Below are 21,312 nucleotides of genomic sequence, written 5' to 3'. Positions count from 1 at the left end.
ATCGGCAAGTAGAACTACGGAATGAAGAATAGCGCAGGCGGTGCGAACCTTCGGATCGACGATCGATCCTGCGTGTCTGCTTTCCGTGAATATGACAGCCAACAAAAAAGCCCGGCGCGATGCCGGGCTGTTTGACGTGTGCGATGTTCGATCGGTCGACCGATCGAGCGGCCGTGACGCGGCAAGCCTACTTCCGCAAGCTTGCCCGGCGAGCTTACTTGGCGAGCTTGGCGATCTGCGCGGTGAGGCGCGAGACTTTGCGGCTGGCGTTGTTCTTGTGAATGATGTTGCGCTGGGCGGCGCGCATCAAGGCGGGCTCGGCATTCGCCAGCGCCTTCACGGCGGCGGCGCGGTCGCCGGTCGCGATGGCTTCCTCGACGGTGCGCACGGCGCCGCGCATCTGGGTGCGGCGCGACTTGTTGACGGCGGTGCGGCGGGCGATCTTGCGCGTCGCTTTCTTGGCGGAAGTGGTATTGGCCATGGTCTCAATATCCTTTGCGGGTACCGGTCGCGTCTTGGTCGGGTAGCGCCGGCTTGCTTGACCGCGTAATCGACGCTCGGATTTAGGGTGTTCGGTTGCTGGGCCGTCCCGGGAACATGAGGCCTCCACGGGCTCTAAGCTCGCGTGGCCTGCAACTGCTCAAAGAACAGCGGCGGCAGGATTGCGCCCGCCGCCAGTTGGCGCCCTTATAGAGAGGGTCTGCGGCACCGTCAACGCTTTCCGGGCTGGAAAAGCGGCCTTGGGGGGCTCCAGGGGGCGCCGTAACGCCCTGAAGAGGTTGAATTTCTGCCGTCGCCCGGCTATGGGCTGGCGGCGTTTTGTTTGGGTCCTCCGATCGGACGACCATATAAGGTGAGGCATGATCCGCGGTTTTTTCCGACTGATTGGGCTGTTGCTGCTCGCCGGCGGGTTCATCTTCATGGTCTATGACGGCGCCCGCTGGGTGGCCGACCAGACCCTCAAATTCACCCGGTTCGGCCAGTTCTGGAACGACATCAATCAGGCCAGCCAATCGGCCTTCCGCACCTGGGTCGAGGCCAAGGCGCCCTGGCTCTGGACCTCGGTGATCCGCCTGCTGCTGGATCAGCCGGTCTTTGCCGTCCTCGGCATTCTCGGCATCCTGCTGATGATCCTGTTCCGGCCGCGCAAGCCGCTGATCGGCTATTCCCGGGATTGATCTTCAATTCCCCCGGGATTGACCTTCAATTCCCGCGTGGGTCAAGCGCTGCGCAGCGCGCGGCGTAACACCGCTGCTTCCGCTCACGTAGAGCCCTATATTCCCACCTGATCGCGAGCACGCCCCGCCTCAAGCATCTGCTCAGGCGGCGGACGGCTCGTTCTGCGGAGACCCATCATGCTGTTCATGCGCAAGACCACCGCATTGCCGAGCGCAGCCGAGGCGCTGCCCGGCCGTGCCCAGGCCATTCCGACCGCGACCACCCATTTCGTCAACGGCAGCAGGCTCAAGCCGCCTTATCCCGCCGGCTTCGAAACGGCCGTGTTCGGCCTCGGCTGCTTCTGGGGCGCCGAGCGCAAATTCTGGCAGCTCGGCGACGGCATCTACACCACCGCTGTCGGCTATGCCGGCGGCCACACGCCGAATCCGACCTATGAAGAGACCTGCTCGGGCCGCACCGGCCACACCGAAGTGGTGCTGGTCGTGTTCGATCCGAACAGGATCTCCTACGAGACGCTCCTGAAGACGTTCTGGGAGAGTCACAACCCGACGCAGGGCATGCGTCAGGGCAACGACGTCGGCACGCAGTACCGAAGCGCGATCTACACCACGTCCGATGCGCAGAAGGCGGCGGCCGACGCCTCGAAGGCGCTCTATCAGAAGGCGCTTGCTGCAAAGCGCCTCGGTGCCATCACCACCGAGATCGCGCCATCGGGCGAGTTCTATTTCGCCGAGGACTACCATCAGCAATATCTGGCGAAGAACCCCGCCGGCTATTGCGGCCTGGGGGGCACCGGCGTGTCCTGCCCGATCGGCGTCGGTGTGAGCGCGTAGTCTCACCAGAACCTCCGTCATGGCCGGGCTTGTTGATTAGCCCGGGCATGACGGCGTGTGCGGCTGCTATCGCGTCGCCACCGTCATCATCACCCGCAAACGCTTTATTAACCATAACCGGTGCATCACTTGAGCTGTCTCGTTTCGAGGGATGGGTCCGGTGCCAGTTGCACGCGCGTTTCGATCGTCGATCACGGCAGTGGCCTTGGCAGCGTCCGCCGCGCTGAACCTTGGCGGCTGCATGCAGACCGCCGGCCCTGTCGCTGTGATGCAGCCGCGCGCCGATCTCGACTCGATGGCCTATGGCCAGCCCTATGGCGCTCCTCCGCCGGTCGTCGTTGCCAATAACGGCGGCGGCGCCATCGCGGCGCTCAGCAATTCCTTTGCCGCTTCGCCCGCCCCCATGCCGGTCGGCTACGCCGCGCCGATGGCGGCGCCGGTGCGCTATGACGCCTCCTACCATCTCGACGCCGGCGACAAGCTTCGCGTCGTGGTCTACGGCCAGGAAGGCCTCACCAACAGCTACGCCATCGATGCCGGCGGCTCCATCACCATGCCGCTGATCGGCGCGGTGCCGGCCCGCGGCCGCACCACCGCGGGCCTTGCCGGCGAGATCGCCGCGCGCCTGCGCAACGGCTACATCCGCGAGCCCTCGGTCGCGGTGGAGATCGAGGCCTATCGCCCGTTCTTCATTCTCGGCGAAGTCACCGCGCCCGGCCAATATCCTTACGTGCCGAACATGACGGTCGAAAGCGCGGTCGCTATCGCCGGCGGTTTCTCGCCGCGCGCCAAGCGCGACGTGGTCACCGTCACGCACACCGAGAATGGCGGCTCCATGCGCGCCGTGGTGCCGCTCGGCACGCCCTTGAACCCCGGCGACACCGTGTTCGTCGGCGAGCGCTGGTTCTAAGACTCTCTCCTCTCGTCATTCCCGGCCTGCGCCTGTCGGCGCATCCCGGAATGGCGGCGGGGATGTCGCCAGATTTCTACCTCCGAAAATCCAGCCGTCCCTCCGGAAAACATCCGTCGATCCTGTCCGTGTCGACCACGACGCCGACCCATGGCCGCGTGATCGCCGGCGTGGTCAGGTTGATATATTTCCCGACCAGCCGGTCCGCGCCCTCGCGCGCGGCCTCGATCAGCCCGTGCCGGCGGCCATTGTCCCAGTCGAAGCGCAGATAGATCCGGCCGGCGGCGATGCGGATCTCCGCGCGCCCCTGTTTCCACCTGTCCGGCCTATCGCCGGCAATGGTCGGATCGGCGCCACCGTTCCAGCGGCTGGCCCAGATGCCTTCGAGCGGATCGGGTGGCGCTGCGATCGCTGCCCACGCCGCCGCATTGCCGTCCGCCGCATCGCCGGGCAGCGTGGCCGTCGCGGCATAATCCATCACCTCGGAATCATCGGGCGAGGGGACGTCCATGGTTCCGAAGGGATTGCGGAGGACGAGGTGCGTGTTGGCCTGCTGCATGGCGAGTTCCCGGGGAGAGTTGGCGTTGATCCGCCAGCTCTATCGCTGGATGCCGCGATGCAGCCACCCGATTTCTGCTCTCGCCTCCCGTCATTCCGGGGCGCGTAGCGCGAGCCCGGAATGACGGTTGAGAGACCTATTTCAAATGCGTCGCGAAGAATGCCATGCTGCGTGGCCAGGCGATGTCGGCGCTGGGCTTGTCGTAGCTCGCGCGCTCGTCGCAATGGAAGCCGTGCTGCGCGCCCGGATAGACGAAGACTTCCACGTCAGGCCGCTTCGACTTGACGGTCTCGACGTCGGTCAAGGGGATGCCGGCATCCTTCTCGCCGAAATGCAATTGCGTCGGCACCTTCGGCTTTTCATCCGCAAAGCGCACGACAGCACCTCCGTAATAGCCGATCGCAGCCTTCAGGCCGGTCAATCGCGTCGCCGCGACGAAGGCGATGCTGCCGCCCAGGCAGAAGCCGATGATGCCGATCGGGCCCACGCCCTTCACTGCATCGATCGCCGCCTGGGTGTCGCGCAGCATCGCGGCCCAGTCCGGATTGACGACGAACTTGCGCGCCTCGGCGATCTCATCGGGCGAATAGCCCGACTGGAAGTTCGGCGCGGTGCGGTCGAAGATCGACGGCGCGATCGCGACATAGCCTTCCCCGGCGAGGCGGTCGCAGACCGAGCGGATATGGTGATTGACCCCAAAGATTTCCTGGATCACCACCACCGCGCCCTTCGGCGCGCCCGAGGGATCAGCGCGATAAGCGCCGAGCTGGAATTTGTCGGAGGCCGTCAGCTTGATGTCTTGTCCCACGCGGGTTGTCCTTCTTTCTTGCCACGAATTCCATCTCACTCCTCATCCTGAGGAGCGCGTCAGCGCGTCTCGAAGGATGAAAGGCCGGGATGCAGCAGCGTGGCCTTCATGGTTCGAGACGCGGCTCAGCCGCTCCTCACCATGAGAGGATATATTTATTCCCACATCCAGTTCTCGCCGTAATCCTCCTTCCATCCCGCCAGCCGGCCGTGGCGGAATTGCAGGAACAGGCGGTGACGGGAGGGGATCAGGCCGCTGCCGCCGATGTTGCGCAGGGCGAGGTAGATTTCGTTGCCGGGACGCCCCCGCACATATTGCAGCGGCTGCCCCAGCGCGCGGGCGGTCTGTTCCGCATCCATGCCGAACGCGAGCGGAATGTTGTTCGACAAGGTCGCAACGAAGGGCGCGCGCGACGGCACCGCACCGAACGGCTCGGCCCGTGCCGCCGATGGCAACAGTGCCGCTATTGCGCCCGCCGCGAAGATCGCTCGCATCATGGTCGACGTCCCAATTGCCCGGCCTACCCCGGCAAGTTCTTCAGGAAAGGCTCGACGGCGTCAACAAAAGCCTGGGGCTGATCGATGTTGACGGCGTGGCCGGCGGCGGGGATCACGACCTTTTGTGCGCCGGGGATTTTTGCGGCCATGTAGTCGGACGCGGCGAGGAACGGCGTGTCGTCGGCGCCGACCACGATCAGGGAGGGCACCTTGATCTCGGGCAGCAGCTCGATCACGCGGGCATCGCGCTGGGTCAGCATGCCGCGTGCGGCGAGTGCCAGGCCCCTGGCGTTGCGATGACTGGCGGCGGCGCGCTCACGCGTTGCCGATTTCAGCACGTCGAGTCCTTCGCGGTCGAGCCTGTCGGCGGTGGCGAGCGCCCGCGCATTCCAGGCCTCGCGTGCGTCGTCCTTCTTGAAGCCGGGGCCGGTGTCGATGATCAGCAGCGCGCGGGTGGCTTGCGGATAGGCGCGATAGAACGCGAGCGACATGTAGCCGCCGAGCGACAATCCGCCGATGATGGCGCGCTCCGCGCCGACGGCATCGAGGATCGCCGCCATGTCGCCCACCGTGAGCGCTTCGCTGTACGCCTTGGGATCATCGGGATAGTCGGACTGGCCGTGGCCGCGCATGTCCCACAGGATCAGCTTGTGCTCCCTGGCGAGCGCATCGATCTGGCCATGCCACATCGCCGACGTCGAGGAATAGCCATGGGTGAGCAGCAGCGGCGGCCCGTCGCCGTGAACTTCGTAGTAGATCTTGACGCCATCCCGATTGATCCCAGGCATTTCGTCCACCCTTGTTGTTTGTTGCTCTTGTCCGCACGCATCCTAGCCTGCCGGGTTACTCGGAGGAAACCGCCGGAGTCGCCGTGGCATGCATGCCTGACGCAGGCCGCTGTTGTGTCCACTAGCTGCGTCGGCGTCATTGGCGCGGCGCACAACGAGCGGGTGCGGAGCCGGTTTTTTCTATTCGTTCCAAATTGCAATTGCCACGGCAACCGAACGCGATCATTCTCGCGGCCAAGGCTGGCGCCAGCCCGGTGGGCGTCCGCCATTCAAGTTGCCGCCGTAAGCGGCTTCATGCACCGGCAGGGGAAGACGCCTATGCCAACTCTCACCATCAACGGGCGGAGTCTGTCCGTGGATGCGGCGAACGACACGCCGCTTCTCTGGGCGATCCGCGAGCAATTGCAGATGACCGGCACCAAGTTTGGCTGCGGCGCCGGGCTGTGCGGGGCCTGCACCGTGCACGTCAACGGCGAAGCCGTGCGCTCATGCCAGACCATGGTCGGTGACGTCGCCGGCAAGAAGATCACCACCATCGAAGGCCTCTCCGCCAAGGGCGATCATCCCTTGCAGAAGGCATGGATCGCCGAGCAGGTGCCGCAATGCGGCTACTGCCAGTCCGGGCAGATCATGCAGGCGGCCTCGCTGCTGTCGAAGAATCCCAATCCGACCAAGGAAGAAGTGGTCGCCCACATGGACGGCAATCTCTGCCGCTGCATGACCTATTCGCGGATCCAGAAGGCGATCATGCGCGCCGCCTCCGAGATGCGCACCGCGTCCGCCACCTCCAACGAGCGGAGGCCCACATGAACGAGCATGTGAAGAACGTGATGCCCGAGACGACCGATCTCAGCCGCCGCTCCTTCCTGGTCGGCACCGCCGCGACCGGCCTCGTGCTCGGCTATGCCGGCGTGCCCGGCATCGATGCTGCGGCCGCCGCGGCACCCGCCAATTTCGAGCCGAGCGTCTGGTACGCGATCTCGCCGGATGGTCTCGTCACCGTGACCTGCGGCAAGGCCGACATGGGCCAGCACATCGCCTCGACGATGGCGCAGATCGTCTGCGAGGAGCTTGGCGCGAAGTGGAGCGACATGCGCGTGCAGCTCGCCTCCAACGATCCCAAGTTCAACGATCCGGTCTTGGGCGCACAGATCACCGGCGGCAGCTGGTCGACCATGATGAATTTCGAAGCGATGAGCCGGGCCGGTGCGGCCGGCAGGATCGCACTCACGGAGGCCGCTGCCGCGGCCATGGGCCTGCCGCCCTACTTCAAGGACCAACTCGTGGTCCGCGACTCCGTGATCTCGCATCCGAAGTCGAAGAAGCAGATGACCTTCGCCGAGATCGTCAAGAGCGGCAAGGCGACGAAGGCCTTCACGCCGGACGAGCTGAAGGCGATCAAGCTGAAGACGCCGGATCAATACACCATGATCGGCGTCTCGGTGCCGCAGCTCGACATCCCCTCCAAGACCAACGGCACGGCCAAATACGGCATCGACGTGATGCTGCCGGGCATGGCCTACGGCAAGGTGGTGACCCCGCCGGTGCGCTTCGGCGCCACGGTGAAATCGGTCGACGACAGTGAAGCCAAGAAGGTGCCCGGCTTCATGAAGGCCGTCATCCTCGACGACAAGACCGGAACCACGTCCGGCTGGGTCGTCGCCGTGGCCAACACCTATGCCAACGCGCGCAAGGCTGCTGACGCGCTGAAGATCGCCTATGACGGCGGTCCGAACGCAAAACTGTCGAGCCAGTCGTTGCTCGATGAAGCCAAGCGGCTTCAGGGCCTGGAGGATTCCGGCCAGTTCTTCGTCAAGGACGGCGATCCCAATGCGGCCTTCGGCTCGGCGGCAAAAGTGGTCGAGGCCGAGTACACCACCAGCATCAACATCCATGCGCCGCTGGAGCCGATGAACGCCACCGCGGAGTTCAAGGGCGACATCCTGCACATCTATTCCGGCAACCAGTTCGCGACGCGCTCCGGCGCCATCGCCGCGGGTGCCGCCGGGATCGATCCGAAATTCGTCGTGATGCATCAGCATTGGCTGGGCGGCGGCTTTGGCCGCAGGCTCGACGCCGACATGATGATTCCGGCGGTGCAGGCGGCGAAAGCGGTCGGCAAGCCGGTCAAGGTGATCTACTCGCGCGAGAACGACATGACGATGGATTTCTCGCGGCCGCTCACCTACCAGAAAGTGAAAGCTGGCGTGGACGGCGACGGCAAGCTCGTCGCGCTCAGCCACGACGTGGTCTCGGCCTGGCCGACCGCGCGCTGGGGAATCCCTGATTTCCTGACGCCCTCGGTCGACAAGAAGGGCCCGCTCGACAGCTTCACGGTCAACGGCGCGGACTTCTTCTACACCGTGCCCAACCATTATGTGCGCGCGATCAAGAACGAGCTCGCGCACAATGCGACGCCATCCGGCCAGCTCCGCTCGGTGGCGCCGGGTTGGACCTTCTGGGCGGTCGAAAGCATGATCGACGAGATCGCGGCGGCCACGGGCAAGGATCCCGCGCAGTTCCGCATCTCGCTGCTCGACGGCGCCGGCAAGAACGACGGCGGCGCGCAGCGCTTGCGCAACACGCTGCTCGCCGCGATGGGATTGTCGGGCTACGGCACCAGGCCATTGCCGAAAGGCGAGGGCATGGGCGTTGCCTGCGTGTCGTCGCAGGAGCGCGCGACCGCGAGCTGGACGGCATGTGTCGCCCATGTCGCGGTGGCGCCGTCAGGTGCGGTGACCGTGAAGAAGCTCACGGTCGCAACTGACGTCGGCACGCAGGTGCATCCCGACAACATCCGTGCCCAGGTCGAGGGCGCGGCGCTGTGGGGCCTGTCGCTGGCGATGTACGAGAAGGCGACGCTGAAGGACGGTGGCATCGAGCAGACCAATTTCGATACCTACACGCCCTTGCGCATGAGTCAGATGCCCGAGGTCGCGGTCGCCGTGATCGCCAATGGCGAGAAGGCCACCGGCGTCGGGGAGCCCGCGGTGACGGTGGTTGCGCCCGCCATCGGTAACGCCATCTTCAACGCGAGCGGCGCCCGCGTGCGCGCGCTGCCGATCACGGCGGAGGCGGTGAAGGCGAGCATGAAGGCGTAAGGCCGGCTGCGATTGCCGAATGAGATGATCCGCCGGAGGGAAACCTCCGGCGGATTTGTTTTGCAAGGCTACCTCCCCATTCTCGGTGTCATGTCCCCGCGTAGGCGAGGCATCCCGTACGCCGCGGCTCCTCGGTTCCAGCCGCGCCGTCTCGGCGTACGGGGTCGCCCGGTCAAGCCGGGCGACCCAGTGGAGGTGGGGCGAAAGTGTCAAAAATTCTCTCGTATTTTCAATGCCCGTTCTACTGTGCATAGGGTTGTTTTCGCACTTTTGGGGGGAGCCCCCGGGAACCCAATCTGTAAAATTGCGTGCAATTCTGGAATGTTCCCTTGAGCACGCCTCTTAAGGGCCGGAGAACCTGATCCGGCTTAGGCTGATGCGGAATCCAGTCCCATGCTTTGGGGAAGCCATGAACGCGCCAGCCAAATCCGCCGCCAAACGCCGGCTTCTGCTCGCCTCCGACCGGAGCGACGAGAGCTCCGAGCTCGCCAGCATCCTGAAGGCGGTGGGCGACGTTTCGACGGTGACGACGCAGGAGATCCCCGACAAGCCCGCGCGCGATCTCTCCGGCCTCGTGGTCGACATCAATCTGCGTTCGCCCGAGAGCGTGCAGCGGGTGCGCAACAAGCTGCGCGGCGATGCCTATCGTTCGATGCCGCGGCTGTTCGTGTTGGCCGACGCGCTGCATCACGGCACCATGCAGGCCTGGGCGCTGGGCGCCACCGACACCATTTCGCGGCCGCTCCAGGCCGACGCCATCCTGCAGCGCATCCGCGCCGCCTTCCCGGACACCGCCGTCTATGACGCGACCGATCGCGGCAAGACGCTCAATCGCGGCGTCGAGGCGGCGCATGCGTTGCTGGCGAAGATGTTCGAGAAGCTGCCGCTCGGCGTGCCCCTGACCTTCGACGACGTCATCGCTGCCGAAAGCAAGATCCTGAAGGCGATCAAGCACTCCTCGCTGCGCGAATGGCTCACCACGGTGGGTTGCCACCATGTCGGCAGCTATCGGCACTGCCTGTTCGTCACCGGCTTCGCCGTCGCCTTCGCGCAGCATCTCGGCATGCGCGAGGACGACCAGCGCCGCCTGACCCGCGCCGCGCTGCTGCACGACGTCGGCAAGGCCTTCGTTCCCTCCGCGCTGCTCGACAAGCCCGGCAAGCTCACCGACGAGGAGATGGCCGAGGTCCGCCAGCATCCGCGCCGCGGCTATGACGCGCTGGCCGCCCAGGGCGGCTTCCCGCCGGAGATGCTCGATGTGATCCTGCATCACCACGAATTTCTCGACGGCTCCGGCTATCCGAACGGCCTGTCGTCGAACCAGATCAGCGACATCGTGCGCCTCACGACGATCGTCGACATCTATGCCGCGCTGGTCGAGAAACGCGCCTACCGCATGCCGTTCACGCATTCCCGTGCGTTCGGCATGATGGAAGGCATGGGCGGCAAGCTGGATCAGCAACTCCTGCAGGCGTTCCGTCCGGTGGCGCTGGGGTCGTTCTGATGATCCAATCCGTCATTCCGGGGCGCGCGCGTAGCGCGAACCCGGAATCTCGAGATTCTCAGGTGCGCAAGTGCACACCGGAGTTCGGTGCTGCGCACCGCCCCGGAACGACGCTTCTACCCCACCATTTTCCGCAGCTCCGCCTTCGCCACCTTCTCCAGTGTCGAGCGCGGCATGTCGTCGACGAACCGGATCTCGCGCGGCAGCTTGAAGTCGGCGAGGCCCTTGCGGCAGGCTTCCATCACGCGCTCCTGCAGATCGGGCGCAGCGCCGGCGACGCCGCCCTGCGGGATGATGAAGACGACAGGCACCTCGTCCAGCATCGGATGTGACTTCGCCACCACGGCGTTCTCGCGCACGCCTGCGACCAGCGCGATCACCTGCTCGATCTCGGAGGCCGCGACGTTCTCGCCGCCGACCTTCAGCATGTCCTTGGCGCGGTCGCCGAACTTGATGAAGCCGTTCTGCAGCCGCTCGACGCGGTCGCCGGTGAGGAAGAAGCCGTGCTCGTCGAAGCTTTCGCGTGTCGCTTTCTCGTTGTGCAGATATTCGGCGAACAGTGACAGGCCGGGAATGCCCCTGATCGAAAGATTGCCGGTGCCGCCGATTTCGGTGGCCCGCCCGTCGTCGTCGGTGATGCGGATTTCATATTCCGCCGCGGCGCGCCCGATCGACATCGGGATGTTGGGCTGGTCGACTTCGCCGACGATGCCGTGGGTGATGGTCTCGGTCATGCCCCACCAGCCGATCATCTTGATGCCGAACGCGGCAAAGGCCGGCGGCTCGTTGATGGCGGTGCCCCACAGGCGGAATTTGTGGTCTTTCGGGATCTCCTGCTCGAGCAGCGCCTTCATGCAGAACGGTATCGTCGATGTCCAGGTCGCGCCGTGCTCGCGCGCGACGCCCCAGAACCGGCTCGCCGAGAAACGCGGCTGGATCACGCAGGCCGCCCCGACCCACAGCGTCGCCAGCATGGAATAGGCGAGCGCGTTGGTGTGGAATAGCGGCAGGTAAGCCTGATGCACGTCGCTCGCATGCAGGTCCTCATGCGCGGCATTGATCTTGGCGCCCCACAGCGCGTTGGCATGGGTCCACAGCACGGCCTTGGGCCGCGACGTCGTGCCCGAGGTGTATTGCACGCTGCATGGCGCGAGCGGATCGGCCGCGCGTTTCGGACGGTCGGCGCTGTCGGCGAACAGGGAGTCAAAACTGTCGCCGCGCGAGACCGCCTGCGCAGGTGCCGCGCCCGCATCGTGCGAGGTCACCGCGAGCCAGCGGAGGTTGCGGCAGTTCTGCGCGACGATGTCCGCATAGGTGGGCTGCGTGATCGCGGCGACCGCACCGCAATGATCGGCAAAATAGGCGATCTCGGCCGGCGCCGAGCGGGTGTTGGTGGTGACCGCGATGGCGCCGAGCTCGACACAGGCAAACCAGGTCAGCATCGCCTCGATGCAATTGTCCAGGTGAATGAGCACATATTCGCCCGGCTTCACGCCGCGCCGCGCCAGTCCCGCGGCGAGCGCACCGACCCGCTCGTGAAACTCGCCATAGCTCCAGCGGCGCGCCGGCGCATCGAACGGCGCCCAGATCAGGAACGGATGATCACGCCGGACCTCGGCGCACATCTTGAGCAGCCAGGGCACGTCGAGCCCGTCGAACGGGCCGACGATTCCGGCTGTGGCTTTTTGAAGTGGCATGGCTCCTCCCCGTGCAGCCTGCATCTTGATGGCGGCTGTCTTTCGATGATTGCGTCTTCCTGCCATCGGATGAGGCGGGGCGCAAATCGGAAGGGGGAGGGGCATGGTGCATCGTGCGTCGTGAGGCGCGTCCTGTCTCCTCTGTCATGGCCGGGACAAGCCCGGGCATGACGACGGAGTTTGCGGCCGGCAGCGCGCTTCTGCGCTAATCCCCGTACGACGAAATCTCGATCAGGCTGCCATCCGGGTCCCGGCAATAGACCGAGCGCAGTGTGCCGCGTGCGCCCTGCTTGGGAACCGGGCCTTCCTCGATCGCGACGCCGTGGGCCTGCAAATGCGCCACCACCTCGTCGGGGGTGGCGGAAGTGAGGAAGCAGAGGTCCTCGCTGCCGGCCGTCTGGTGGTCGGCGGTGAACCATTCCACCTTGTCGGCATCGCGCGGCCGGACGTTGATCTTCTGGTTACCAAAGTGAAGCGAAGTCCGCGGCGCTTTGTCGCCGCCGGGATCGAACACCTTGACTTCCATGCCGAGAATCCTGCGGTACCACTCCGTGGTGGCCGCGACATCGGCGACGTTGATCACGAGATGATCGAGAGCTTCGACCTTGACCGGCATGCCTTATCCTTTCGTCGTGATGCGCCCCGTGCACTTTCCGCCTGCGGCAAGCTTTGTTACAACCCCACCGACGCCGGGTTCAAGCTATCTGGCTTCAAGAACAACACTTGGGAGAACCCTTGAGATGATCACTCGCCGTACCGCGCTGGGCCTGCTCGCCGCCAGTCCGCTTGCAGCCACCCCGCTGTCGAAGGCCTTTGCCGCCGATTATCCGGCCCGGCCCGTGAAATGGGTGGTCGGCTATCCGCCGGGCGGCGCCACCGACATCCTGGCGCGACTGATCGGCCAGCGGCTCTCGGAAAAGCTCGGCCAGCAATTCGTGATCGAGAACAAGCCGGGCGCCGGCAACAACATCGCCACCGAATCGGTCATCAATGCCGAGCCCGACGGCTACACGCTGCAGCTGGTCAATCCGGCCAACTACATCAACACCTCGCTCTACAAGAATCTGAAGTTCAACTTCGTGACCGACATGGCGCCGGTCGCCTCGTTCCAGCGCGTGCCGAACGTGATGACCGTCAACAAGGACGTGCCGGCGAAGAACGTCGCCGAGTTCATCGAATATGTGAAGGCCAATCCCGGCAAGGTGAACATGGCCTCGTCCGGCAACGGCACCTCGGTGCATCTGTCCGGCGAGATGTTCATGGCCATGACCGGCTGCAAGATGCAGCACGTGCCCTATCGCGGCGCGGCGCCCGCGATCACCGACATGCTCGGCGGCCAGGTGCAGGTGATCTTCGACAACATGCCCTCGATCATCCAGCACATCCGCTCCGGCTCGCTGCGCGCGATCGGCGTCACCACCACGGAGCGCTCGGCGCAATTGCCCGACGTGCAGGCGATCGCCGAGACCGTGAAGGGCTATGAGGCCAGCGCACTGTTCGGCATGGGTGCGCCGAAGAACACGCCGAAGGAGATCATCGCCAAGCTCAACGCCGAGGTCAACGCGTTGATCAAGGAGCCCGACATGGCCAAGCGTCTGGTCGAGCTCGGCGGCGAGCCGCGGGCGCAGACGCCCGAGGCGTTCGGCGAGGAGATCAAGGCCGAGACCGAGAAGTGGAAGAAGGTCGTCGAGTTCGCCGGCCTGAAGGTCGAGTAGGCGATAGCAACCTTGCGGCCTTGCCGGCGTTCTCAGGAGGCCTATTCTTCTGAGGCATCCGGCAAGGAGCACGCAAATGCGCAAGGCAATATTCGCAATGGTCGCGCTGGCTGGACTGGGCGTCGGCAGCCTTGCCGGCATCAGTCCAGCCGCGGCTTATGATTATCCCTGGTGTGCCCAGGGCAGGGGCACCGGTGACCCCGGCGAATGCTCCTATCGGACTTTGCAGCAATGTCAGGCCAGCGTCTCCGGGCGCCTCTTGACCTGCGGAGTCAATCCGCGCACGGCGTACAACCAGCAGCGGCCATCGCGGCGGTATCTGCGTGAGTATGCGCCTTATTAGGACGCGACCCAGCGACGCGATCTGGAATAAAGTGGCTTGAGGCGACCTCGTTAAAGGGGGCGCGCCTTATCTTCATTGCACGGGAGACCGGATCGTGACCAGAAATCAATGTCTGTTCGCCGCGCTGGGGGCCATCGCTCTCGGCTTCGCCACCGTCCCGCCCGCAACCGCCCGCGACTATCCCTGGTGCGCCCAGGGCGGGGACTATGATTATCCCGGCGAATGCGCGTACGCGACCTACGAGCAGTGCCAGGCCAGCGTGTCCGGCCGGCTGCTCTACTGCGATCGCAATCCGCGCTTCGCCTACGGCCAGGTGCAACCCGTGCAACCGCCGCCGCCGCCGCGGCGCGCGCGGCCCGTCGCGCCGTATTGAGAGCAGAGCGGTTCACCGCTTCGCGTCGGCCTGCTCCGTCGCGGTACACGAGATCAGCATCGTGTAGGCGCGGGCGTTGCCGGCGATGTCGGTGGTCTTCAGTTCGCCCTTCGGCTCTGCGGTCTGGTAGGGCACGACGGAATTGTCGAGGAAATCGCGCAGCGCCCCGGTCTTGATGGCGAAGTTGATGTTCTCGGGAATATCGCCGGTCATGGCGGCGATACGCAATCCCGGGATCTTTCCGGTGACTACGCCCACGATCTGGCCCGAGGTATCGAACAGCGGGCCGCCGCTGTTGCCGGGTTGCACGGGCGCGCTGATTTGCAGGAAGCGCGTGTCATTGCGCATGCCGCTGAGCGAGCTCACGATGCCGGTCGTCACTCTCAGATCCGAGCTGAGCAATCCGTGGTAGGGAAAGCCGATCGCGACGACGGAATCGCCTGCGTGGAACGAGCGGTCGCGGATGCGGGCGAAATCCTTGAAGGTCGACGACGACGGCGCCTGAAGCAAGGCGAGATCATTGTTGGCGTCGGTCGAAACGACGCGCAGCACCATCGCGGCCTCGCCGGTGAGGTTGCCCTTGATGTCGCCGACGCAGCCATTGACCACGTGATTGTTGGTGACGATGTGGCCGCTCGCGCTCACGACGAAACCGGTGCCGCTCTTGGCCCCGCCGAGCTTGCCGGACGCCGGCGGCGCCGGCTTGTCCGGTGCGGCCTGCGGCTTGGCGGTAACCTTTGTAAAGTCGCCGGCCTTGTCCAGCCCGTCGGCCTTCACTCGCGTGACGCAATTGGTGACCGCGGTGATCAAAGGCGCTGTTGACGTCAGGCTGAATTGAAAAGGTGTGCCTCTCGCCACTGCCACCATCAGGCTCGCCTTCTGGAAAGCACGCGCGACATTCGTGGGCAGAACCGCCGAGACCATCACCTCGGATAATGCGGTCGCGAAGAGTTTCACCTCGGCCTGACCGTCGAATGTCACGTCGATCGTCAGGTTCTCGCCCTTCTTGAAACGAAACGCTGGATTGGCAAAGCCGAGCAGCCACGCATTGTTCGAATCCTGGCCGACAAGCAGCGTCATGCCATTGGCGTAGGGTGTGCTTGCGGCGCAGTGGGAGAACGCGCCGGTTGAATCATTGGTGTAAGCGCCGCCGTTCCAGTTGCCGACGTGGATGGTGCCGAAAGGCCCCGCCGCATGAGCGGGACCGGCGATCATCGCCTGGGAAACAAACGCAACGATTAACGATCTAAGCCACATACCCAGCCCCCTGGACGCTTTTGGCCGCATCTTATCCGTGGAAGCGGGGCTCGCGCAACCGGCAGTTGTCCGCGGGGCGCAAATCCCCTCACGGCGATTCCGGGCTTGCGCTTACTTTGCACCGCTATATACTTTGCAATACAAAGTAACGGATCGACAATCCCGGCAAGTCCGTGCGGAGCGAGGTTCTGGCGTTGCCAATGCGCGATCTCGACAAGGCTCTGGCCGATATTGTGGCGATCCGCAGCCAGATCGCGGCGGGCACGGCGTTCCGCGGCTATGGTCCGGCGACGATGGCCGCGACTGCCGTCGTTGCGCTGCTTACAGCGGTCCTGCAATTCTGGCTGCTCGGCGATCCCACCAATGAGCCGCTCGGCTTCTTCGTCGGCTGGTTCGTCGCTGCCGCGCTGTCCGTCCTGATGATCGGGATCGAGATGCGCGCGCGGTCGCGCCGCCATCATTCGGGCCTGGCCGATGCCATGATCCACCAGGCGGTCGAGCAGTTCCTGCCCGCAGGCGTTGCCGGCGTGCTGCTCGCGGTGGTGATGTGGAAGTTCGCGGCCGAGACGCTGTGGCTGCTCCCGGGCCTGTGGCAGGTCCTGGTGTCGCTCGGCATTTTCGCCTCCATCCGCTCGCTGCCGCGCACCGTTGCGCTCGCCGGCGCCTGGTATTTCGTGTCCGGCTTCCTGGTGGTGGTGATCGCGAGCCAGACCCACACGCTGTCGCCATGGACCATGGGACTGCCCTTCGTGATCGGGCAGTCGCTGATGGCGGCCGTTCTGCATGTCGCATCCGGAGACCATGATGTCGAAGACTGACAGCGCACCCTTCTCCTACGAAGGGCTCGACCGCGTGATCCACGAGAAGGCGAGGCTCGGGCTTCTGACCTCGCTGATGGCGCATCCGAAGGGGCTGGCATTCGCCGATCTCAAGCAGCTGTGCGGCCTCACCGACGGCAATCTCAGCCGGCATCTCGCCGTGCTCCAGGAGGCCGGCCTGGTCGACGTGACCAAGGGTTACGAGGGCAACCGTCCGCACACCACCTGCCGCCTCACCAAGACCGGGCGCCGACGTTTCCTCGACTATCTCGCCGTGCTGGAACGCCTGGTGCGCGACGCCGCCAAGGCCGCCGGCCGCGAGGCGCCGCCGCTCGGCCGCCTCGGCATCATCTCGACCTGATCCTCCCCTTTTTTGACTGGAGACTTTGCAATGCAAAGTGACAAGACCTCTCGTAATGTGAGCTCCCGTAACGAGAAGCTTCATGTCGGCATCATCATGGACGGCAACGGGCGATGGGCGACACGCCGCGGCCTGTCGCGCGTCCGCGGCCACGAGGCCGGCGTCGAAGCCATCCGTCGCATCGTCGAGGCCGCACCCAAGCAGGGCATCGGCACGCTGACGCTCTACGCCTTCTCCACCGACAATTGGCGCAGGCCAAAGGCCGAGGTTGCCGCATTGATGACCTTGCTGCGCTTCTATCTCGCCAATGAGGTGCAGAGCCTGATCGAGAACGGTGTGCGCCTCACCGTGATCGGTCGTCGTGATCGCTTGCCTGAAGGCGTCGCGGCCGCAATCACTCGCGCCGAGGAAGCCACTGCTCGCGGCGCCACGTTGCACCTGCGCATCGCGGTCGACTATTCCGCGCGCGACGCCATCCTCAATGCCGCAGCGAAGGCGGCCGCGTTGACCAGTCTCACCCGCGAAGCCTTCTCGCAGCTCGTCACCGGCGAAGCCGGCCTGCGCGACGTCGATCTCATCATCCGCACCTCGGGCGAGAAGCGGCTGTCGGACTTCCTGCTCTGGGAAGGCGCCTATGCCGAGCTGCATTTCACCGAGCGGATGTGGCCCGAGTTCGACGCGGGCGATCTCGCCGCCGCCCTGGCGTCCTTCCATGGCCGCGAGCGCCGCTTCGGCGGCCTTCAGGCGATCATGCCCGAGGAGGTGCCGTCACTCTCCCGTGTGTGACGCGCGGCACATGAAAACGAGCTGTTCGTTTTCAACCGCATGATTGGCAGCAACGTCCAAGCGGACGGCGTGCGGCTTCGGCTAGGTCTGCAACTCCCAGCAACCTGCCGAGAGCATCACGCATGTCACAGCTGTTTCCGGGAGCCGTCGTCGAACCGGTCGAACTGGCCGAAGCGAAGGGCATGGTCTGCATCAGGACCGCCAGCGCGTCCGACGTCGAGAGCCTGTCGGTCTATTTCACCGACCTCTCCACGACGTCCCGCAACAAGCGCTTCAGCGGCGCGCGAGCGGACCCCGGCGTGGTCGCGGCCGAAAGCGTCGCCAAGAGCGGCGGTCTCGACAATTTCACCTTGCTTGCCGAGCTCAGGGAGGATGGGCGGGGCAGGATCATCGGCGAAGCCCGATATGCCTATGACGCGGCGGCACGGCATGGCGAATTTGCCATCTCGGTCGCCGATGCCTTTCAGCGCAAAGGTCTTGGCCTTCAGATGATGACGGCGATGGAGACGCGCGCGATCGATCTCGGCCATGAGATGATCGCCGCCGAGACGGCGCGCACCAATGCGGAGATGCGGGGTCTCGCGAAGAAGGCGGGCTTCAACGATACCGGGCTCGGAGACTGGCAGTCGGTTCACATCGCAAAGCGCCTGTCGCGATAGCCGAGCCTGATTTGCCTGCCGGCGCAGACCGAGCGGCTCAGCTCCAGTCCCGCCCATCCGCGGGACTGGACGGCATCGCCGAATTCTGATGTCGTGGCGTGCCCTCAATTGCCTGTGTCCGCATGCCCGCCTTCAAGACCATTCGCGCCCGCGCCGAGAAACGCAAGGGCGGCCCCAAGGCCCTGGAAAAGCTGATGCCGGCGAAGCCCGACCTGAAGCGTCTGGCCAAGCTCGGCGACGATCGCATCCTGGCCGAGATGACGAAGCGTGTGTTCTGTGCCGGCTTCGCCTGGAGCGTGATCGATTCGAAATGGGATGGCTTTGAAGAGGCCTTCCTGCATTTCCAGCCGGCCAAGCTCAGCTTCCAGCCGGAAGATTATTGGGAAGGCCTTCTGCGCGATGCGCGCATCGTGCGCAACGGGGCCAAGATCATGTCGGTGCGCGACAACGCCGCTTTCGTGCAGGAGATCGCGAAGGAGCACGGCAGCTTCGGCAAGTTTCTGGCGAAATGGCCTTCGTCCAACGAGATCGGCCTGCTCGATCTCCTGACCAAGCGCGGCAGCCGCCTCGGCGGCAACACCGGCCAGATGCTGCTGCGCTTCGTCGGCTGGGACGGCTTTGTCACGTCGAGAGATGTCGCCATCTGCCTGCGCGATGCCGGTCTCGACATTGCCGAAGAGGTCAAGTCGAAGGGCGATCTCGCCAAGGTGCAGGCGCAGTTCAATGCCTGGGCCGAGGAAACCGGCTTGCCTTACACCTATCTGTCGCGCATTTGCGCGCTCTCGGTCGGCGAGAACCGCAGCGAATAGCAGATCGCAACACCGGCTCGAACACGAGCGGATCGCGACATCCGGCTCGTCGAAGCCGCCGATGAGCGCAGCGCGCGGTCAGATCATGTGCATCTTGTGGCGATCTCGTGCCGCGAGCGCGGCGGATGCAACGCGCGATCACAAAATACATTTCGCCGGAACATTTACCGGCAGCGCCTGTTCGGGTTTGAGCCAGGCGAGAAAAGTGCAGGGAACACGCGCTCCCGCCCGGGCCAATGAAACCGGACACAGAAACGGAGCAGCTCATGAAGCTCACATCCGAACAGGTGAAGCAGACCGTCAACCAACTCGGCGCTCAGGTGCTGCCCGACGAACATCCCGCCATGCCGCAGCTCAACAGCATGTTCGGCGAACACACCTTCTTCGTCGACGAGACGGGCCTCAAGGTCCTCGAGCCGACGCCGTCGCTCGGTGCCGACCGCCAGAGCGGTGAAGTTGTCAGCCTCGCCGATTGGGGCGATTCCGAACTGACGCGCCTGATGGCGCACGAGCCCGAGCCGACCGGCGTGATCGTGGTATTCGAGCACATGCGGCATTGAGCGACCCAGCGTCCTTCAATCGGTGACGGGTCTGAAAAGGCCCGCCACCGTCGCTCGCGCTTGGCGAGCGCCATGCCGCTGTCGGGGAGCCTCAAATGCCCAATATCAGCTGCGGCTCCGCATCGTCTCCGGCCTGCAGGGCCGACAGCGATACGCCCAGCAGCCTGACGCGCTTTCGCAGTGGCATCTCGGCCTCGAGCAGGCCGCAGGCCAACCGCTCGAGATCGTCCCGGTCCCTCACCGCGGTGACGGCGGATCTGCTGCGCGTGATGATCTCGAAGTCGGCGAACTTGATCTTCAGGGTCACCGTGCGGCCGCGATTGCCGGTTGCCTCGCAATGACGCCAGACCTTGTCGACGAGCGGTTTCAGCTCGGCGGCCAGCGCGTCATATTCGGCAAGGTCGATCGAGAAGGTATTCTCCGCCCCGATGGATTTGCGAATCCGGTTGGCCCGCACCGGCCGTTCGTCGACGCCGCGCGAGATCCAGTAATAATAGGCGCCCGACTTGCCGAAATTCGCGTTCATGAACTCCAGCGTCTGGTTGCGGATGTCGAGACCGGTGAACAGGCCGAGCGCGTTCATCTTCGCGGCCGTCGCCGGCCCGATGCCGTGGAATTTGCCGACGGGCAGGTTCTCGACGAAAGCCGGTCCCATCTCCGGCGCGATCACGTACTGGCCGTTGGGCTTGCGATGATCGGAGGCGAGCTTTGCCAGGAACTTGTTGTAGGAGATGCCGGCCGACGCGTTGAGGCCGGTCTCGGCCTTGATCTTCTCGCGGATCCGCAGCGCGATGTCGCGCGCCAACGGGATGCCTTGCAGATTTTCCGTCACGTCGAGATAGGCCTCGTCGAGTGACAGCGGTTCGATAACAGGCGTGTGCTCGGCGAAGATGTCGCGGATCTGCCTGGAGACCGCCTTGTAGACCTCGAAGCGCGGCCGGACGAAGATCAGATCGGGACATTGCCGCTTCGCCGTCACCGACGGCATGGCGGAGCGCACGCCGAACTTGCGGGCCTCATAGCTCGCGGCCGCGACGACGCCGCGCTCCGCCGAGCCTCCGACCGCCACGGGCTTTCCGCGCAGCTCCGGATTGTCGCGTTGCTCCACCGACGCATAGAATGCATCCATGTCGATATGGATGATCTTGCGCACCGGCGCGATCTCGCCGGTCATCGTGTCGGATTCGCTCATGGAAAGATGATACAATCGCGCGATGGGAAGCGCGAGGTGATGGATGTTGCAGCTGTTGGTCTTCGTGGTGGGCGTGGTCGGCCTTGGCTGGCTGATCGGCGCAACCAATCTCCCGGGAGAATGGTATGCCGGCCTCGTCAAGCCGGGCTTCGTTCCGCCCAACTGGGCGTTCCCGGTGGCCTGGACCATCCTTTACGTCATGATCGCAATCGCGGGCTGGCGGACCTTCCGCCGCAAAACCTCGGGAAAGGCGATGCTGGTCTGGGCCGTGCAGCTCGGGCTCAACTTCGCCTGGTCTCCGGTCATGTTCACGATGCACCAGATCGGCGCCGCGCTCGTCATCCTCATCGGCCTGTTCGTCGCGATCGTGACCTATATCGGCCTGGAGATATCACGCGACCGACTGGCCGCCGCATTGTTCGTACCCTACGCAGCCTGGGTCGCGTTCGCCGGCGTGCTCAATGCGGCGATCTGGCGGATGAACTGAGGCGTTCAGCTCGCCGTTCATCAAAGAGGAATCGCAGGCTTGTGAGTGGCAGGGCCGGGCATGCGATCTAATATGA

Annotated in this window: 25 protein-coding genes; 16 read left to right on the top strand and 9 right to left on the bottom strand. The window is 64.8% G+C overall.

The features are described 5' to 3' along the window. Positions 1-214 precede the first annotated feature (214 nt). On the bottom strand, positions 215-481 hold the full coding sequence (gene rpsT / locus RPS27_RS13445; protein WP_027563963.1) for a 30S ribosomal protein S20: 267 nt from the start codon (positions 479-481) through the stop codon (positions 215-217). Between the two features lie 379 nt (positions 482-860). Here rpsT and RPS27_RS13440 point away from each other — a divergent pair, with 379 nt between their 5' ends. The 3 genes from RPS27_RS13440 (at position 861) to RPS27_RS13430 (ending at position 2,922) form a co-directional block, all read left to right on the top strand. Then, the gene (locus tag RPS27_RS13440) at positions 861-1,178 is read left to right on the top strand and encodes a hypothetical protein (protein ID WP_028139549.1); all 318 of its coding nucleotides are present in this window, start codon (positions 861-863) and stop codon (positions 1,176-1,178) included. A 177-nt stretch (positions 1,179-1,355) separates the two neighbouring features. Beyond that, complete coding sequence (gene msrA / locus RPS27_RS13435) at positions 1,356-2,012, top strand: peptide-methionine (S)-S-oxide reductase MsrA (protein ID WP_194405098.1); 657 nt, start codon at positions 1,356-1,358, stop codon at positions 2,010-2,012. 160 nt (positions 2,013-2,172) lie between these two features. Next, positions 2,173-2,922: a polysaccharide biosynthesis/export family protein gene (locus tag RPS27_RS13430; protein WP_194405097.1), complete on the top strand. Its 750-nt coding sequence runs from the start codon at positions 2,173-2,175 to the stop codon at positions 2,920-2,922. A gap of 76 nt (positions 2,923-2,998) precedes the next feature. On the opposite strand, the gene RPS27_RS13425 is transcribed toward RPS27_RS13430, so the two are convergent. The 4 genes from RPS27_RS13425 to RPS27_RS13410 all read right to left on the bottom strand — a co-directional run bounded on the left by RPS27_RS13425 (position 2,999) and on the right by RPS27_RS13410 (position 5,574). Continuing rightward, positions 2,999-3,481, bottom strand: coding sequence for a hypothetical protein (locus RPS27_RS13425; protein WP_212064920.1), 483 nt, complete (start codon positions 3,479-3,481; stop codon positions 2,999-3,001). Between the two features lie 136 nt (positions 3,482-3,617). Next, positions 3,618-4,289, bottom strand: a complete 672-nt coding sequence (locus tag RPS27_RS13420) for a dienelactone hydrolase family protein (protein WP_212064921.1) — start codon at positions 4,287-4,289, stop codon at positions 3,618-3,620. Positions 4,290-4,444: 155 nt separating this feature from the next. Next, on the bottom strand, positions 4,445-4,786 hold the full coding sequence (locus RPS27_RS13415; RefSeq protein WP_212064922.1) for a hypothetical protein: 342 nt from the start codon (positions 4,784-4,786) through the stop codon (positions 4,445-4,447). 23 nt (positions 4,787-4,809) lie between these two features. Beyond that, positions 4,810-5,574, bottom strand: coding sequence for an alpha/beta fold hydrolase (locus RPS27_RS13410; protein ID WP_212064923.1), 765 nt, complete (start codon positions 5,572-5,574; stop codon positions 4,810-4,812). 318 nt (positions 5,575-5,892) lie between these two features. On the opposite strand from RPS27_RS13410, the gene RPS27_RS13405 reads away from it, so the two are divergent. The 3 genes from RPS27_RS13405 to RPS27_RS13395 all read left to right on the top strand — a co-directional run bounded on the left by RPS27_RS13405 (position 5,893) and on the right by RPS27_RS13395 (position 10,179). Next, on the top strand, positions 5,893-6,384 hold the full coding sequence (locus RPS27_RS13405) for a (2Fe-2S)-binding protein (protein WP_063199072.1): 492 nt from the start codon (positions 5,893-5,895) through the stop codon (positions 6,382-6,384). After that, on the top strand, positions 6,381-8,675 hold the full coding sequence (locus RPS27_RS13400; RefSeq protein ID WP_212064924.1) for a molybdopterin cofactor-binding domain-containing protein: 2,295 nt from the start codon (positions 6,381-6,383) through the stop codon (positions 8,673-8,675). The genes RPS27_RS13405 and RPS27_RS13400 overlap by 4 nt, the downstream gene beginning before the upstream one ends. A gap of 409 nt (positions 8,676-9,084) precedes the next feature. Then, entirely contained in the window at positions 9,085-10,179 is a 1,095-nt protein-coding gene (locus RPS27_RS13395; RefSeq protein ID WP_194405091.1) for an HD-GYP domain-containing protein, read from the top strand. A gap of 116 nt (positions 10,180-10,295) precedes the next feature. Here the strand turns inward: RPS27_RS13395 and RPS27_RS13390 are convergent, their stop codons facing one another. Continuing rightward, positions 10,296-11,876, bottom strand: a complete 1,581-nt coding sequence (locus tag RPS27_RS13390; protein WP_212064925.1) for an AMP-binding protein — start codon at positions 11,874-11,876, stop codon at positions 10,296-10,298. Between the two features lie 205 nt (positions 11,877-12,081). Continuing rightward, positions 12,082-12,492, bottom strand: a complete 411-nt coding sequence (locus RPS27_RS13385; RefSeq protein ID WP_212064926.1) for a VOC family protein — start codon at positions 12,490-12,492, stop codon at positions 12,082-12,084. Between the two features lie 124 nt (positions 12,493-12,616). Here RPS27_RS13385 and RPS27_RS13380 point away from each other — a divergent pair, with 124 nt between their 5' ends. From RPS27_RS13380 to RPS27_RS13370, 3 genes are all read left to right on the top strand, one after another. Then, complete coding sequence (locus RPS27_RS13380) at positions 12,617-13,591, top strand: tripartite tricarboxylate transporter substrate binding protein (RefSeq protein WP_212064927.1); 975 nt, start codon at positions 12,617-12,619, stop codon at positions 13,589-13,591. Positions 13,592-13,667: 76 nt separating this feature from the next. Beyond that, on the top strand, positions 13,668-13,934 hold the full coding sequence (locus RPS27_RS13375; protein WP_212064928.1) for a DUF3551 domain-containing protein: 267 nt from the start codon (positions 13,668-13,670) through the stop codon (positions 13,932-13,934). Between the two features lie 94 nt (positions 13,935-14,028). Then, positions 14,029-14,307 (top strand): DUF3551 domain-containing protein, encoded by a 279-nt coding sequence (locus RPS27_RS13370; RefSeq protein WP_212064929.1) that lies wholly within the window; start codon positions 14,029-14,031, stop codon positions 14,305-14,307. 12 nt (positions 14,308-14,319) lie between these two features. Here RPS27_RS13370 and RPS27_RS13365 read toward each other — a convergent pair whose 3' ends face one another. After that, positions 14,320-15,522 carry a S1C family serine protease gene (locus RPS27_RS13365; protein WP_249131364.1) on the bottom strand — a complete coding sequence of 401 codons (1,203 nt, stop codon included), beginning with the start codon at positions 15,520-15,522 and terminating at the stop codon, positions 14,320-14,322. 242 nt (positions 15,523-15,764) lie between these two features. On the opposite strand from RPS27_RS13365, the gene RPS27_RS13360 reads away from it, so the two are divergent. From RPS27_RS13360 to RPS27_RS13335, 6 genes are all read left to right on the top strand, one after another. Continuing rightward, the gene (locus RPS27_RS13360; RefSeq protein ID WP_212064931.1) at positions 15,765-16,382 is read left to right on the top strand and encodes a hypothetical protein; all 618 of its coding nucleotides are present in this window, start codon (positions 15,765-15,767) and stop codon (positions 16,380-16,382) included. After that, positions 16,369-16,743, top strand: coding sequence for a transcriptional regulator (locus RPS27_RS13355; protein WP_194405083.1), 375 nt, complete (start codon positions 16,369-16,371; stop codon positions 16,741-16,743). The genes RPS27_RS13360 and RPS27_RS13355 overlap by 14 nt, the downstream gene beginning before the upstream one ends. Before the next feature lie 30 nt (positions 16,744-16,773). Then, positions 16,774-17,529, top strand: coding sequence for a di-trans,poly-cis-decaprenylcistransferase (locus RPS27_RS13350; protein WP_211415365.1), 756 nt, complete (start codon positions 16,774-16,776; stop codon positions 17,527-17,529). Between the two features lie 122 nt (positions 17,530-17,651). Then, entirely contained in the window at positions 17,652-18,188 is a 537-nt protein-coding gene (locus tag RPS27_RS13345) for a GNAT family N-acetyltransferase (RefSeq protein WP_212064932.1), read from the top strand. Positions 18,189-18,310: 122 nt separating this feature from the next. Next, entirely contained in the window at positions 18,311-18,997 is a 687-nt protein-coding gene (locus tag RPS27_RS13340; protein ID WP_212064933.1) for a DNA-3-methyladenine glycosylase I, read from the top strand. Between the two features lie 266 nt (positions 18,998-19,263). Further along, positions 19,264-19,557, top strand: coding sequence for a hypothetical protein (locus tag RPS27_RS13335; protein WP_194405079.1), 294 nt, complete (start codon positions 19,264-19,266; stop codon positions 19,555-19,557). A 91-nt stretch (positions 19,558-19,648) separates the two neighbouring features. Here the strand turns inward: RPS27_RS13335 and dinB are convergent, their stop codons facing one another. Then, positions 19,649-20,749 carry a DNA polymerase IV gene (gene dinB, locus RPS27_RS13330; RefSeq protein ID WP_212064934.1) on the bottom strand — a complete coding sequence of 367 codons (1,101 nt, stop codon included), beginning with the start codon at positions 20,747-20,749 and terminating at the stop codon, positions 19,649-19,651. 43 nt (positions 20,750-20,792) lie between these two features. On the opposite strand from dinB, the gene RPS27_RS13325 reads away from it, so the two are divergent. Beyond that, a complete protein-coding gene (locus RPS27_RS13325) occupies positions 20,793-21,236 on the top strand; it encodes a TspO/MBR family protein (RefSeq protein ID WP_313754066.1) in 444 nt (147 codons plus the stop codon). Positions 21,237-21,312 lie beyond the last annotated feature (76 nt).

The sequence above is a fragment of the Bradyrhizobium sp. WYCCWR 12699 genome, from assembly GCF_032144035.1.
Classification (GTDB): domain Bacteria; phylum Pseudomonadota; class Alphaproteobacteria; order Rhizobiales; family Xanthobacteraceae; genus Bradyrhizobium.
The sequence above is the reverse complement of the archived record's forward strand: the minus strand, read 5'-3'. Positions and strand labels throughout refer to the sequence as shown.

Bases quoted from the DNA above. Each gene is read 5' to 3' on its own strand.
- RPS27_RS13405 (WP_063199072.1), top strand. From the start codon at position 5,893: ATGCCAACTCTCACCATCAACGGGCGGAGTCTGTCCGTGGATGCGGCG.
- RPS27_RS13345 (WP_212064932.1), top strand. From the start codon at position 17,652: ATGTCACAGCTGTTTCCGGGAGCCGTCGTCGAACCGGTCGAACTGGCC.
- RPS27_RS13385 (WP_212064926.1), bottom strand. From the start codon at position 12,492: ATGCCGGTCAAGGTCGAAGCTCTCGATCATCTCGTGATCAACGTCGCC.
- RPS27_RS13395 (WP_194405091.1), top strand. From the start codon at position 9,085: ATGAACGCGCCAGCCAAATCCGCCGCCAAACGCCGGCTTCTGCTCGCC.
- dinB (WP_212064934.1), bottom strand. From the start codon at position 20,749: ATGAGCGAATCCGACACGATGACCGGCGAGATCGCGCCGGTGCGCAAG.
- RPS27_RS13410 (WP_212064923.1), bottom strand. From the start codon at position 5,574: ATGCCTGGGATCAATCGGGATGGCGTCAAGATCTACTACGAAGTTCAC.
- RPS27_RS13365 (WP_249131364.1), bottom strand. From the start codon at position 15,522: ATGATCGCCGGTCCCGCTCATGCGGCGGGGCCTTTCGGCACCATCCAC.
- RPS27_RS13425 (WP_212064920.1), bottom strand. From the start codon at position 3,481: ATGCAGCAGGCCAACACGCACCTCGTCCTCCGCAATCCCTTCGGAACC.
- RPS27_RS13350 (WP_211415365.1), top strand. From the start codon at position 16,774: ATGCAAAGTGACAAGACCTCTCGTAATGTGAGCTCCCGTAACGAGAAG.
- RPS27_RS13440 (WP_028139549.1), top strand. From the start codon at position 861: ATGATCCGCGGTTTTTTCCGACTGATTGGGCTGTTGCTGCTCGCCGGC.
- RPS27_RS13375 (WP_212064928.1), top strand. From the start codon at position 13,668: ATGCGCAAGGCAATATTCGCAATGGTCGCGCTGGCTGGACTGGGCGTC.
- RPS27_RS13380 (WP_212064927.1), top strand. From the start codon at position 12,617: ATGATCACTCGCCGTACCGCGCTGGGCCTGCTCGCCGCCAGTCCGCTT.
- RPS27_RS13325 (WP_313754066.1), top strand. From the start codon at position 20,793: ATGTTGCAGCTGTTGGTCTTCGTGGTGGGCGTGGTCGGCCTTGGCTGG.
- RPS27_RS13400 (WP_212064924.1), top strand. From the start codon at position 6,381: ATGAACGAGCATGTGAAGAACGTGATGCCCGAGACGACCGATCTCAGC.
- RPS27_RS13335 (WP_194405079.1), top strand. From the start codon at position 19,264: ATGAAGCTCACATCCGAACAGGTGAAGCAGACCGTCAACCAACTCGGC.
- RPS27_RS13340 (WP_212064933.1), top strand. From the start codon at position 18,311: ATGCCCGCCTTCAAGACCATTCGCGCCCGCGCCGAGAAACGCAAGGGC.
- rpsT (WP_027563963.1), bottom strand. From the start codon at position 481: ATGGCCAATACCACTTCCGCCAAGAAAGCGACGCGCAAGATCGCCCGC.
- RPS27_RS13415 (WP_212064922.1), bottom strand. From the start codon at position 4,786: ATGATGCGAGCGATCTTCGCGGCGGGCGCAATAGCGGCACTGTTGCCA.
- RPS27_RS13390 (WP_212064925.1), bottom strand. From the start codon at position 11,876: ATGCCACTTCAAAAAGCCACAGCCGGAATCGTCGGCCCGTTCGACGGG.
- msrA (WP_194405098.1), top strand. From the start codon at position 1,356: ATGCTGTTCATGCGCAAGACCACCGCATTGCCGAGCGCAGCCGAGGCG.
- RPS27_RS13360 (WP_212064931.1), top strand. From the start codon at position 15,765: ATGCGCGATCTCGACAAGGCTCTGGCCGATATTGTGGCGATCCGCAGC.
- RPS27_RS13355 (WP_194405083.1), top strand. From the start codon at position 16,369: ATGTCGAAGACTGACAGCGCACCCTTCTCCTACGAAGGGCTCGACCGC.